This window comes from Companilactobacillus hulinensis (genome assembly GCF_003946555.1).
Taxonomy (GTDB): Bacteria; Bacillota; Bacilli; order Lactobacillales; family Lactobacillaceae; genus Companilactobacillus; species Companilactobacillus hulinensis.
In genome coordinates, this window is the sequence record NZ_RHOO01000010.1 from 67,389 (window position 1) to 81,884 (window position 14,496).

13 protein-coding genes are annotated in these 14,496 nt (G+C 37.1%); 1 reads left to right on the forward strand and 12 read right to left on the reverse strand.

From position 1 onward, the window contains the following. Positions 1-187: 187 nt before the first annotated feature. The 9 genes from asnB to EKM66_RS06925 form a co-directional block, all read right to left on the reverse strand. Complete coding sequence (gene asnB / locus EKM66_RS06885; RefSeq protein WP_125762957.1) at positions 188-2,077, reverse strand: asparagine synthase (glutamine-hydrolyzing); 1,890 nt, start codon at positions 2,075-2,077, stop codon at positions 188-190. Between the two features lie 12 nt (positions 2,078-2,089). Beyond that, complete coding sequence (locus tag EKM66_RS06890) at positions 2,090-3,259, reverse strand: metallophosphoesterase family protein (RefSeq protein WP_225426571.1); 1,170 nt, start codon at positions 3,257-3,259, stop codon at positions 2,090-2,092. Positions 3,260-3,455: 196 nt separating this feature from the next. Continuing rightward, a complete protein-coding gene (locus EKM66_RS06895; RefSeq protein ID WP_125762961.1) occupies positions 3,456-3,980 on the reverse strand; it encodes a GNAT family N-acetyltransferase in 525 nt (174 codons plus the stop codon). 50 nt (positions 3,981-4,030) lie between these two features. Then, the gene (locus EKM66_RS06900; protein WP_125762963.1) at positions 4,031-4,705 is read right to left on the reverse strand and encodes a hypothetical protein; all 675 of its coding nucleotides are present in this window, start codon (positions 4,703-4,705) and stop codon (positions 4,031-4,033) included. After that, positions 4,695-5,528, reverse strand: coding sequence for an ATP-binding cassette domain-containing protein (locus EKM66_RS06905; protein WP_125762966.1), 834 nt, complete (start codon positions 5,526-5,528; stop codon positions 4,695-4,697). Before EKM66_RS06905 ends, EKM66_RS06900 begins: the two co-directional genes overlap by 11 nt. After that, on the reverse strand, positions 5,519-6,007 hold the full coding sequence (locus tag EKM66_RS06910; RefSeq protein WP_125762968.1) for a hypothetical protein: 489 nt from the start codon (positions 6,005-6,007) through the stop codon (positions 5,519-5,521). Before EKM66_RS06910 ends, EKM66_RS06905 begins: the two co-directional genes overlap by 10 nt. A 39-nt stretch (positions 6,008-6,046) precedes the next feature. Continuing rightward, entirely contained in the window at positions 6,047-6,595 is a 549-nt protein-coding gene (locus tag EKM66_RS06915; RefSeq protein ID WP_125762970.1) for a DNA-3-methyladenine glycosylase I, read from the reverse strand. A gap of 283 nt (positions 6,596-6,878) precedes the next feature. Continuing rightward, a complete protein-coding gene (locus EKM66_RS06920; RefSeq protein ID WP_125762971.1) occupies positions 6,879-7,349 on the reverse strand; it encodes a universal stress protein in 471 nt (156 codons plus the stop codon). Positions 7,350-7,485: 136 nt separating this feature from the next. Next, entirely contained in the window at positions 7,486-8,610 is a 1,125-nt protein-coding gene (locus EKM66_RS06925; protein ID WP_125762973.1) for a glycerate kinase, read from the reverse strand. Positions 8,611-8,672: 62 nt separating this feature from the next. On the opposite strand from EKM66_RS06925, the gene EKM66_RS06930 reads away from it, so the two are divergent. Further along, positions 8,673-9,473, forward strand: coding sequence for a tyrosine-protein phosphatase (locus EKM66_RS06930; RefSeq protein ID WP_125762975.1), 801 nt, complete (start codon positions 8,673-8,675; stop codon positions 9,471-9,473). A 286-nt stretch (positions 9,474-9,759) separates the two neighbouring features. On the opposite strand, the gene EKM66_RS06935 is transcribed toward EKM66_RS06930, so the two are convergent. The 3 genes from EKM66_RS06935 to EKM66_RS06945 form a co-directional block, all read right to left on the reverse strand. Continuing rightward, complete coding sequence (locus tag EKM66_RS06935; protein ID WP_125762978.1) at positions 9,760-9,948, reverse strand: hypothetical protein; 189 nt, start codon at positions 9,946-9,948, stop codon at positions 9,760-9,762. Positions 9,949-10,856: 908 nt separating this feature from the next. Continuing rightward, entirely contained in the window at positions 10,857-13,205 is a 2,349-nt protein-coding gene (locus EKM66_RS06940; protein WP_125762980.1) for a phosphoketolase family protein, read from the reverse strand. A 102-nt stretch (positions 13,206-13,307) separates the two neighbouring features. Then, entirely contained in the window at positions 13,308-14,033 is a 726-nt protein-coding gene (locus EKM66_RS06945) for a GntR family transcriptional regulator (protein ID WP_125762982.1), read from the reverse strand. Between the last annotated feature and the right edge of the window lie 463 nt (positions 14,034-14,496).

Here is a 14,496-nt window from a genome sequence, read left to right on the forward strand (position 1 = left end):
CACCGCTGGCTCAATACTTCAATCCTCCGACTATTTTCTCATTAAATATCAATACAACTAATCAAAAATACGATAGCTTTTATCCGCAAAGAGACCCGACCACGGCAATAAACATAAACACTTCAATCTGTAGGACCAACAAAACAAAAGCAAAAAAGAACGCAATTGCGCTCTTTTAATTTCAATCTTATTTAACAACTGGATCAACATCAGGCTTCTTGCCACCATCGATAAAGAACACTTTATACCAAATCAAGAATGTATAAATTGTCCAAATTTTACGACGATCATCATTTTTGCCCTTATAGAATCCATCTAACATATCCAAAATCTTCTTTTGGTCGAAGAATTCATTTACATAATCTTCACTGAACAACTGATAAAACTTGTGATAGACATCCTCTGTACGAATCCAATCACGAATAGGTACTGGGAAACCTAATTTCTCACGTTTTGCCCACTCAGATGGTAAAGCACGTTCAGCAGCGACACGCAATGCATACTTGCTATCCTTGCTGTTCAAAAGATACTTAGTAGGAATTCCTGCAGCTACGTTAGCTACTTCCTTATCAAGGAATGGAACACGCAATTCCATTGAATTAGCCATACTCATACGATCGGCTTTTAGCAAAATATCATTGGACATGAATTGGTGAAGATCAAGATATTGCATCTTTTTAACTTCATCATCATAATCACTGACTTTGCTGTAACTTCTCATAACAATATCTTTGACCGAACGAGACTTCTCGAAGTCAGGTTTAACCAAATCAGCAGCTTCTTTTTCAGTAAAAATCTTAGCTTGTCCAATAAAGAATTCTTCAGCTTTAGCAGTTGATTCATAAAGATGTAATCTTCCTGGGAAGTTTGGCATCTTCTTCAAACCGTGTGCCAATCTGTAACGAGCACCTCTAGGAAGCTTCTTCAGATCTTCCGCAAAGACACGAATTGCCTTCGAGTGTGAATGATAACCATAATTTGCGTATCCAGCAAATAGTTCATCGGCACCTTCACCAGACAAGATAACCGTTACATCTTTACTTGCCAACTTAGTTAAGAAATACAATGGAACACAAGAAGGATTAGAATCAGGTTCATCCATATAATATTGAATCAAAGGCATAGCTTTGATAGCCTCATCCTTTGTAACGATACCACGGGTGTTTTCTAGTCCTAACTTATCTGCTAATCCTTTAGCAGCAGTACCTTCTTCGTACGTACTTGTATCAAAATCAATTGAATATGTATGCTCAGGTTTGAGAATAGCTGTTACATAACTTGAATCCACACCACTTGATAGTAATGAACCAACTGGTACATCACTAATTGCATGTGCTTTAACTGAATCACGCAAAGATCCATCGATCTTTTTAACAGTATCTTCAAAACTAAGGTTATTTTCTTTGAAACTCATATCCCAATACTTCTTGATACTTAACTTACCATTCTTAAATGTGAAGTAGTGTCCTTCTGGAATACGGAAGACATTCTTAAAGAAAGTTTCATTAAGTGCAGAATATTGGAAAGTTAAATAAGGTTTCAATGCAGCCTTGTTCAATTCCTTTTTGAAATTAGGGTGTTTCAAAAATGACTTGATCTCTGATCCAAAAATAAAAGTTCCTTGACGATTATAGTAATACAAAGGCTTGATACCAAAGAAATCCCTTGCACCAGTGATATCGCCGGTTTCTAAATCATAAATAACAAAGGCAAACATCCCACGAATCTTCTTCAGAAGATCAACGATGCCCCATTCTTCAAATCCATGTAATAGAACTTCTGTATCTGTATCGGTCGTGAATATATGACCGGCCTTCAACAATTCTTTTCTTACATCTTGATAATTATAAATCTCACCATTAAAAATAATGGCCTTGCTTTTATCTTCGTTATAAATTGGTTGCATACCACTTTGAATATCAATGATACTTAAACGGCGAAAACCTAGAGCAACAGATCCGTTAACCAACTCACCTGAGCTGTTAGGTCCACGATGTTTAATAGTATCCATCATGGCTTCAATTACTGGCTTTTTGTCAGCAATATTCTTGTCTACAAATCCGACAATTCCACACATAATAATTCTCCCTTATATCTCAAAACTTACATATCTTGTTGCTGCTCCGTAACCAAATATCTGCAACCGTAACTTGTCAGGATCGATATTAACAAAATATCCCGCTAATTCGGATATTTCATTATATCTTCTATCCCATTTTTTATTGTAATCCGTAGTCAATCCGTGCTTTTTCCCCATCAAAGCCGAACAGTTTAGTATTATATGATTAATTCCTGAGACTTTGTAATATTTCTCATAGTGCATGTGTCCACAAATATAATTGGACACCTTGGAGATTCCCGTTGACGAAAAGTCATAGCGCAAATTTACTCCAAAATCACCAGTAAGTTCATTCTTGATCTGCCCACGATCTTTATTGTTGAAACTTACAAATAATTGTTGAACCAAATCACCATTAAAGTTAAGCGCACTGCGACCACTAGGGCTTATTAGGTTTGCATGTCCAAATACAATGACATGCTTATCAATAGTATCCTCAAGAATTGTGATCAGATCATCCAATTGTTGTTCACGGATTCCTCTGACCTTCTTAACGTCATATTTTTTTGAGCCATTATTCAAAATGTAAGGTATATCACTAGTATTTAAGAAAATGATTCTCACATCACCCTTATCAAACCAGCCGACTTTTGAAACTGGATTCAACCGCAAAATGTTTGACTGTTCAAAGTCAAATTTTGTGACTAAATTGTCATAATCGTCACGACCAAATGAAGCAGAACTGACGAATCTATGTTCATCATACTTGTCATTTTCATCATGATTACCTTCAGCAATGTAAAACGGTCTCTCACTCTTTTGATAGTTTTCAACAGCGAATCTTAATAATCCGCGACTAATTTCTGGCTTATCACTACCGTCGATCAGGTCGCCCAAGTGGACATTCAAATCGATCTTCAAATCGTCCCCTGCACTGTTAGCTTCTATTATATGACGTATCCCATTAATACCATAATAAGATGCACTAGCAACCGCCTTGGCGTGAGTATCAGTCAGAACAGAAAGAGTCACCGTATTGCCGGACACATTCGGTCTAACATTATTATTATAAACGCTAGTAATATAATCAGTTACGAATCGTCTCGGTTTCAACCTTCTCAAAAAATTGTCAGTTTGACTTGAAATAAGTTCAGAAGGTTTTGGTCTTAAAACTTTTTTAGCAAAATTTTTAATATTCAATTTTCTGTTCTCCCAATATCTCAATACTATCATTTTTTTAATAAAAAAATAGTAAAAAAGCCATCCGATTCAGATGGTTTTTTGAATCGTCCATGATAAATTTCTGGGAAACAATTTATCATGAACCTCTATTCTGACACAGTAATAGTATCAAACGCAATAATTTTCATAGATGTTTTCAAGCTTTTTCTTTTTTTCATTTCAAAAGAATTTGGTAAGCCTTTCTAATATCCTGATCCGTATCTAACGTTATAATTCCACGTTCAACGAATCCATTCTCAGTTATGACATGTTGCATAACACGATTATCTGGATGAGTATCGATCCTAACATCGTAATAGCCCAGATAATAAGACATCGTCAACAACTGTTGGATCAAGGCTGTAGTTAGTTTCTCTCCTTGATGTCCTGGCTCCACAGGAATTCTATGAATGATGGCATAAGTTACATCCGATTCACTACTCCAAGAACCACCGGAGATATCCTGATAACTTTTATCATAGCCTTGTTGCAGAGCGGCTGTTCCAACAATTGAACCATCAAGAATTAGGACATAATTGATACCTTCCTCAATATCCCGCTTCAGAATTTCTTCATCAGGATACCCTCGCTGCCACTGATTAACTCCGCGGACTAACAAGGCATTCTTTTCACCATTGATAATCTTAACAACTTTTTCCAAATCATCAGCTTTAGCCTGACGTAAATAAATGTTGCTCATTGAAACGCCCTCCTTGCTACTCAAAAAATCTAAACAAGTAATGACTAGTATTAATTCGACATCTTCTTTTCATAAAATGTACCGCTTAAAATAATCAAGACACATGAATAGACAAATTGCTGTATTGCTACTGGGAGCAATGCTCTAACCGAAGACTGCTCCTGAAAGATCGTAATCATTTGTGATACTGGTGGAAGAAACCATTCTATGTAATGTAATAGGTCAATGCTGCTCCCAATCAACGAAATGTATACAAGTATTATTATACCCATTTGACCAGCGTATGGGTGGCCATTCCATTGTGGTTTGCAGATAAAGGCTATACCCACTCCTACGAAGCCCGTTGTAGCTAATGACAATATGGCAACCAAGTCAACTATAGCATTAGAACCTAAGATAAGACTGAACAATGCTATGACAAGTGCACTAAAAATCACCATAAGGAATAATACTAAGGCTTGCATAAAGAAGTATAACCAATAATTGTTGATTTTTTGTAAAAAGTATCGATTCTGTTTCGAATCATTCCTTAAAAAATTCATGCTAGTCAATAATGATAGTAGAAATATACCTATAACCAAGAATCCAAACTTCTTATCCATATCCAAGTTGAGCAACAAATTCATCCCTAACTCAACTGCCAAAAACGACATCAACAATGTTGGATACAAGAAGTCTTGTAAAATCAAATTAACAAAGTTAGAAAATAATGATTTAATCTTCAAGGTTTCTTGCCCCCTCAAATTGATAATTAAGATCGATCATTTCTTTGATAATAGCATCCTTCATTCCTAAAGGTATTTTTAATTCGACCAAGTTACTTACATTTGCCGCCAAATATTTGCTTATATCAGTGGTCAAAGCCATTGAATCAGACTTGACCGTAAAGATCAGCATGCATTTAATTTCCTTAGCCTTATCTTTGACCTGTTCCAAAGACTTATTCTTCATAATATAGTTGGAATCAAAGTAATTAGAAATACTTCCATCTTGATAAGAACTAGCAACGATAATTCCTGAACCGTTATTCTTTAAGTCATGAATAATGTCCAGCATATTACCTGTGTACTTGCTATTCTGAAACGAAAATGGCTCATCTAATAGCAGAACATTTGGATGACCTGCCACTGCAGACAGGAAGCCTATTCTTTGTTTCAACCCATAGGACAGCTGTATTACTGGACGATCCAAATAAGGACTCATCCCCATGTACGCCACTAACCCCTTTAATTGTGCCGAACTAACTGCCAGTTTACCTGTTAATCTCCGGACTTCTTCTAGGTAATTACGCACAGTTTTGTTAACTATTTGTGGATCAAATTGAGGAAGATATCCAATTCTGACTCCAGGAGTGTACACTACCTTGCCACTATCAGCGTTTTTTAATTTTGCTAGAGTTTCTAATAATTGAGATTTACCACTGCCACTGTCGCCGACAATACTAATAGTTTCATTTTGAGTTAAAGAAAAGGCTACATGCTTAAATGCAAAGTAACCTTCGTTTTGTAAAGATAAATCTTTAACAGTTATTAATTCCACTATTGCCATTCCTCAACCGCATGAGCTGCTAATCCAATTGAAAGGATAGCATCTCTTGAAATAGAGTTTCTAACATCAGCGACAATTGTGTTGTTGTAAACAGCACCGATAACGACAAATGAATAAGTTACTAAGTTCAAATCAGTCTTAGCTTTGTATTCACCTTCAGCATATGGATCTTCGTGATTGTAAGTAAAGTTGATCTCGTGATTAGAAAGAGAACCATCAACATGGTTAACTTGAACACGGTCATGTAATTCGCTCAACTTATGAGTTGGGTTTTGTAGAGTAAGTCTATGATCTGACTCATTTTGATAATAATCATCTTCAGTCATATCAAAGTAATTTTTAATAGGCTTTCTCAACACTTCCAAGGAATCAATGATGTCATATACCTTCTCAGCATCAAACTTCTCAGATTTTTTTTCAATATCTGTATCATTTTTATCTAGCCACTCGGCTAATTTACTAATAGTTTCAGAATTCATAATTGTCCTCCATTGGTTCTATTATACTGAAAAAAGCTTCTATTTAAAATCACAGCTGTCCAAATGATCATTAATTACACCAACCGCTTGTAAAAATGAATAAATAATCGTCGGTCCAACGAATCTGAAACCACGTTTTTTCAAATCTTTACTAATAGTTTGAGATAACTGTGTCTGTGCTGGCATTTCATCTATATCATCATAATGATTGATTATCTGCTTGTTATCAACAAAATTCCAAATATAATCAGAAAACTTCTGACCATCATTATGCATAGCTTGAATCTGCTTAGCATTATTGATCGTCGCATTTACTTTTAATTTGTTACGAATGATTTCAGGGTTTTGTAACAACTCTTCTTTTTTTAAATCATCAAAGCGCGCAACCACATCAACATCGAAGTTGGCAAATGCAACACGATAGCCATTTCTTCGCTTGATTATGGTCGACCAGGATAAGCCAGCCTGTGATAGTTCTAATGTCAGCATCTCAAAAAAGTATTTTTCATCATGCCTTACCTTGCACCACTCATTGTCGTGATAAGCCATCATTTCTTCAGAACTGTTTGCCCATGGACATCTCATTATTAACCTCTTTAGAAAGAAAAGACCGGGACATTTGTCGCGGCCTTCGTTTAGAGAGCGGAGAAAAGCGGGAGATTCTGAGCACTGCCTAGGATAAGGAAGGTATCACGAAGTGATGCATTTCTTATTCGTAGCAGGCGCAGGAATCTGCTTTTCGCAGCTCGTTTCCAAAACGCGTTTACAAAAGACAACACCCTCCGCTTACTACGCCTAATAATCGCACCAACTTCGTTGGCACAATCATTAGCCTAGGTAATGCTCAGGTGTTCCCGTCTTTTGACACGCTCTATATCTTCTTATTCTCAACATCTGTACGAACGATAATAACATCTGTACGTGCATTACGTGTAACGTACTCTGAAACTGATCCTACCAACAAACGTGTCACTGCATTCATACCAGTTGATCCGATCATGATCAAATCATTCTCATATTCTTCAACGAATTCTTGAGAAATAACTGTCTTTGGTTCACCAAAACGAACGTGAATATCAAGTTGATCTTCTGGGAAACCATCTTTAACAGCAGCTTCCTTCAATTCATTAAGGTATTTTTGTGCATCTTCGGAAAGTTGATAGATAACATCGCCATTTAACATTCCACCATGCAAACCAATAAATTGCTTGGTATCAAGAACTGTTAATACGTCAAGATGTCCACCGTTCATTTGAGCAACAGTCACAGCTTTGTGAAAAGCCATCTCTGCTTCTTTTGATCCATCTACAGGTACTAAGATTTTTTTATAGTCTTGTTCCATAATTAATCCTCCTATAAGCAAACCCAAAAGCAGATCACCGCTCTTAAGCTCCCTCTTCTAATGCGATTATTGAAAAACTCCTTAATGTAAGATTAATGCATTAATATACTTTATTCAATCTTTTATACTACTTGTATCAATAAAAAGACATCATTGTTCTAGCCAACTGATTGGCCACTGCTTCATAGTTGTCAAAAACCGTCTTCTCATCATATTCCTTCAAGTGATATTCAGACATTTGCGTGGAGAAAATTCCGGTAAATAGTTGTTCATAGTCTTCAAAATTATCTATAAAATTATTACATAATACAAAAGTTGGTATCTTGTTTGTACCAGCAATCTTACTTAAATGATATAACAACTCATCGTGCATTGATTCTGCCGATATATCATCAGTCGCAGTCACCAAAACATCGGCTGAACGAATCGTCTGATCCATCCCAGTAACATTAGCGACCCACTCAAATGAAGATCGAAAAATATGCGCATCAATCATCGCAAACGCCCCTGCCAAAGTCTTGATTGCATCTGAACTAGGCATCGGGTGTATATCTAAATTATACTTCTGATTGGCTTTTTCTGTAACATAAACCAAATTATCTTCCAAAAAACTTTCTTGAGTCTCATTGAGATAATCGATATCACTTCGAGTTTCATAGTTACTATCGTAATTAAGTAAGATCGTGATCCTAGTTCTCGAGGGTAAAAGCTTCTTTACCCCATCCAAATCAATACTATTAGCGCTTATGAGTGGGTTTTCGCCTTCCGGTATAATTGTACCATCTTCATCGTATATCTTGGCTCCAAGGGCTTGAAGTGCTCCCAAGCCACCATCTGCGACCGCCGTTCTTCCTAAACATATAACAATGTTCTTGTGTCCACTTGAAATTGCGTCAAGAATGAACTCACCTAATCCATGACTCGTAGCATGAAATAATTGATCACGTGTCTTGCCGATAGCCAATTCCAATCCAACTATTTGTTCAGAATCCATAATGACCGTATCTTGACCGTCGATCTTAGTGATTAAATAACGACCTAATTTGTTCTGCCAAAAAGCATCAAAAAAAGGCAACTCAAACCACTCACCACCAATGGTGTGTTTTACCAAAGCAGGCATCCCGTCACGACTATCGGTGACTGGCATTGTAACAATATTAGCATCAGGCAAAGCACGTGATATTCCACTGTAAATAGCCTGACCGATTTTACTAGAACTAATATGATCAGGATATTTCCCAGGAGCGATGATAAATTTCATGAAAATTCTTCCTTTTTGTTATAATAGATAAAGAACACTTATCGAGAATAGAGGGTATGAATATGGATAACGCTACAAAAAAGACACATCGTATTTTGAATCTTGAAAATGGCCGTAACTTCCGTGAACTTGGCGGATACAAAACGACTGATGGCAAAACTATCAAGTACCACAAAGCTATACGTTCAGCGGGACTGGGCGATCTCTCAGATAAAGATGTAAATTTCCTAGGCAATTACGGTTTGAAGACAGATATCGACTTCCGTTCAATCGATGAAGCTGCCAAGAAACCTGACAGAATGCCTGATGGAACAAAATATGTTCCCCTTCCTGTATTCAAGGAAGACGAAACTGAAGCTTCAAAGATTCAAGAAACATCAATTCCAGATTTGGACTATGTACCTATTGACGGTTACAACCACATGCTTGAAGCTTACCTTGATATGGTTAATGGCGAACAAGCCAAGTCAGCTTACCAAAACTTCTTCGGCGAATTGCTAGCCAACTCTAATGACAATGAAGTATTACTATTCCATTGTAGTGCAGGTAAGGATCGTACAGGTATGGGTGCCTTCTTCTTAATGTCTGCTCTCGGCGTTCCAATGACCACTATCAAAGATGACTACCTATTAACTAACAAAGCCAGCAAGTCATTTATCGACAATCTATTGAGTCAAGTTCTCGAACACGAACCCGCTCTAGTCGATACTATCAAAGCATTGATGACAGTTAATATTAATTATTTGGATACTGCCGAAGAAGCAATTAAGAAAACTTCTGGAAGTATAGACAATTATATCAGAGAGGAACTAAAAGTCAGCGACAACGATATCAAGGATCTTAAAAAGATTTACTTGTTGTAATACTTTTGTTAAGAAAGCTTCTAATTTCTATAACACTGGAGTCATACTTTCTTCACATTTACTAGTTATTATATAACCATAAGCTAAAGGAAAGCGAAGAACCTCCCTTAACTTATAACCCTCCCTATATAATAATCTTCATATAAAAACAGATATTAATTCTCATAATTACAATTTGGCAGTCCATCCTTCCTCCCTGATATGTGGACTGCCCGAATAATGATAAATTAAAAAGAGGTCTTGAAGTGTAATAGCTTCAAGGCCTCTTTCAATTTGTATGTATTATTTAAATAGTGAACTTAACATTGTGCTTCTTAGTAAAGTTATCTTCTGAGATCACTGCAATAATCACAGCAGTAATTGCTACAGCGGGTACGGAATATCGGCTTTGCAATACGAATAGTAACATTAAAAATACTACTACCACTGCCATAATTGATAATTCTGCTAATTGACGTACGATATGCATTGTCATAATAATCCACCCCTTGAATTGATGCTTCTTAATGAGCTTTGGAAGTATATATTTATATTTTCCTAGCTCTCTCCATAAGCTAAACTACCATCTTTAATAAGTCTTTTCAAGCATTTAAAACAGCGTCACACTAGGCTTTGAAGACATTTTTTGAATCTTCTAATAATCAGCTTAAATATCTTAAAGTCAATTAAAGAAATTATCTTAGTGCGAGTAGACGTTTCAAAATCATTCACATTATTTTTTATTAATTCTTAGTTTTTATTAGATATAAACTTATAGAATTATTTTTTTACTTATCTACGAACCGCGGTGTGACAGTCTTCTTGGAGTATACAAGTGTATTTTTGAGACGTACAATTTTCTTTTTTAATTATGTGTGGGTGGTGCCTCCGATTAAAATAGATAAGCCTGCTGCGGGACCGCCTTAAGTCTTCGTCTTAAGTCTCGCTTTTGAACTTTGTATAAATCGCAAATTTCAAAAGTCGTCCTTGTGCTGTATGAACGGAAAATCACCGTTCAACACCACTGTCGCTGCTGGCTTATCTATTTTAATCTCCGGCTTATATTTCATTTACTAACTAAACCATTCGTTACACCGAATAATGCAACCATCAAAAGCGCATCTGTGGTTCAAACAAATGCGAACAATTACTTTTGATTCTTAGAATAGAAAAACCTACTTAGAAATAACATTTACATGGCAGGTCAAATTTCACGATACCGGAAGCGGCAAACAAAAAGAGCAGCCAACTTTGTTGGTTGCTCTTTAATTTGATTTCTATAACTGAAACGAGTTGCAGAAGCCAGATTTCTGCGCCTGCTACGAATAAGAAATGCGTCACTTCGTGACACCTTCCTTATTCTAGGCAGTGCTCAAAATCTACCGGCTTCTTCCACTCTCTGATCTACCATTTCCAGTTTTCAACTTCTGGAAGATCTTCACCGTTTTCACGGATGTACTTGTTATGCTTATCAACCATAGCTTCCATCTTATCAGCAAAATCATTAGCTTTATCACCATATACGGCAACAGCGGCTTCTTCTGCCAAGTGGAAACGATCCATTTCGTTAACAACACGCATATCAAATGGTGTTGTAATATCACCATTTTCACGGTAACCATGAACGAATAGGTTGTGATTGTCACGATCAAAGAAGATATCTTTGATGATGTCTTCGAAGCCGTGGAAAGCAAACAATACTGGTTTGTTTGTTGTAAAGATATCGTTGAATTCTTCATCGGATAATCCACGAGGGTCTACTTCTGGTGATCTCAACTTCAATAGATCTACAACGTTAACAAATCTGATCTTAAGATCTGGAACATCCTTACGTAAGATACTGATTGCAGCAAGTGATTCAAGGTTTGGCTCTGTACCTGCAGCAGCGATAACAATATCAGGTTCACCATCATCGTTTGAGGCCCAGTCAATAATCTTAAGTCCCTTATCAGCCAACTCTTGTCCTTCTTCAATTGAGTAGAATTGTGGACGTGGTTGTTTTGAAGTAACCAATAGGTTGATCTTCTCTTGGTCATCAAGAATCTTAGGCATTACTGGCAACAATGAGTTTGTGTCAGCTGGGAAATATTCACGAATAAATGCAGGCTTCTTCTCAGCTAAGTGAGTAATGATACCTGGGTCTTGGTGAGTATAACCGTTGTGGTCTTGTTGGAAAGCTGTTGATGTAGCAATAACGTTAAGTGATGGATACTTGTTTCTCCATGACAATTCGTCTGCTTTTCTCAACCACTTGAAGTGTTGTGTCAACATTGAATCGACAACTCTTAAGAATGCTTCATAACTGGCGAAGATACCGTGACGACCTGTTAGTGCATAGCCTTCTAGGAATCCTTCAGCTTGATGTTCTGAAAGTTGTGAATCAATAATACGACCAGCTGGTGCCTCATATTGATCATTTGGTTCTTTGACATTTTCCATCCATTGACGTGGTGATGCATCAAATGCACCATATAGACGGTTTGACATTGTCTCATCAGGTCCAAATAGTCTGAAGTTATCAGGATTATTCTTGATAACATCTTCAAGATATTTACCTAATTCAATCATGTCTTGGGCGTTCTTTTCACCTGGCTTATCGAACTTCAAAGCATAGTTCTTGTAGTCTGGTAATTTAAGAGGCTTAGGATCAACACCACCGTTAACGATAGGGTTCATAGCCATTCTCTTAGTACCACTTGGAGCCATTGCTGCAATTTCAGACTTCAAACTACCGTCTTCGTTGAACAATTCTTCTGGTTTATATGATTCCATCCAGTTAACTAATGCATCTGCATGTTCCATATCATTTTGATCTACAGGAATTGGAATTTGGTGAGCTCTAAATGATCCTTCAATTGGAACACCATCCCAAGTCTTAGGACCAGTCCAGCCCTTAGGTGCACGGAAGATAATAACTGGCCAGTGTGGCATTTTAGCTTCTGAAGCTGGGTGTTTTCTAGCTTCTGTTTGGATGTTTTCAATCTTCTCGATTGCTGCATCCATTGTCTTAGCCATTTCTGGGTGCATCTTCTCAGAATCATCGCCTTCAACGAACATTGGATCCCATCCAAGTCCCTTGAAGTATTCTGTTAATTCTTCATCAGTCTTACGTGAAAGGATAGTAGGATTAGAAATCTTAAAACCATTAAGGTTCAAGATAGGCAATACCGCACCATCATTTACAGGGTTGATGAATACATTTGAGAACCATGATGTAGCAAGTGGGCCAGTTTCAGCTTCACCATCACCGACAACAACTGCGGCAATTTGGTCTGGGTTATCTAAGATAGCACCAACACCGTGTGAAATTGAGTAGCCAAGTTCTCCACCTTCATGCATTGAGCCAGGTGTTTCAGGAGCAGCATGTGATGCTACACCGCCTGGGAATGAGAATTGTTTGAATAACTTTTGCATACCTTTCTCATCTTGTGTGATTTCTGGGTAAGTTTCAGTATAGCTTCCATCAAGATATGAGTTAGAAACCATAACTTGCCCACCATGTCCTGGTCCTTCGATATAAAACATGTTGACACCGTACTTATTAATAGCACGATTTAAATGAGCATAAATAAAGTTTTGACCTGCAATAGTACCCCAGTGTCCGATTGGGTGTACTTTGACATCGCTAGCCTTTAATTCACGCTTCAATAATGGATTATCTTTTAAATATAATTGACCTACAGAAATATAGTTAGCTGCATGCCAATATTTATCTACTAAGTTTAAATATTCTGGTGATGAGTAATCTGTCATAACAAAACACTCCTTATTTATTTACAAATACATAATAACCAGTTCTCAAATAAAAGTCAACCATTTGATTAATTGGACCGTCCCAATTAATTAGCAAGCCTCTTATTTATCCAGATCCACAAATGAATCGTATTTGAAATACTTGTAGTGAAGCTTCATTGTCGAAAATTCAAACGGTGTTCCATCGTTTAAGAAGAAAATACCCTCCATTAATCCGACCGGTTCATTTGTTTTCAAGTTAAGTAGCTTTTGACCCTCTTCATCTGATGGCATAGCTGAAATGGTTAAGTAAGTCTTGTTAACCTCTTTGCCTAACTCTGACTCTACATAATTAAAGATAGAATCTGAAGCTATTTGCTCAGATAATTCCGGTGCCAATTTAATAGGAATATATCCTGTTTCGATCATGAAAGGAACATCATCCAATAGACGAAGACGCTTGAATGAATAAACAAACTCGCCCTTTTTCAAAAACAAGTTATCACGTAATTCCTCATCTGGGCGAATCACATCAAAGCTCAATACCTTAACACCAGGCTTTTGACCATTAGTATTAAAACTGTCCGTTATCCCCAAGTTTCTACCACTATAGTTAAAGTACGAATCCTGTTTCAAATACAGTGGATTAATAAAAGTACCTGACCCACGTTTCTTAAAAATTATTCCTTGCTCGGACATGTTGCTCAAAGCTCGTTTGATCGAACTGCGACTAACATCATAATTCTCAGCTAATGATCTTTCATCTGGTAATTTCATATCCGGAAACTTACCTGCATCTATTTCCTTTTTCAATTCATTGATTATCTTTTGGTAAATTAAGTCTGCCATCGCTTCTCCTTTTGGAACGCACCAATTTTACATATGGTTACTATCTTTCGTAATCATTATATCTCATTCGATTATGAAAACACATACCAGATTATTTTTGGTTTTCCGTCTCCGGTTGAAACTGTCAAGTCTGCTATGTGACCGTCTTCAGCCACAATGCGGTCTGAAGACTCGATTTTGAACTCTGCATTAACCGCAGATTTCAAAAGTCGCCATGTGCTGTAAGGCCGGCACACACCTCCGCCCTAACACCACTACCATAGCAGACTTGGCAGTTTCAACCTTCGACTATTTAGCAATCCTTAACTACACTTGGTTGGATAGAGATATGATTAAAATCGACGGCACTGAACGTTACTAGCTGGAGACTACGAAATATTTGATCAGATCGAGTAGGAGGTAATTTTAATTACCGACCTCTCACACCACCGTACGTACGGTTCCGTATACGGCGGTTCATTAA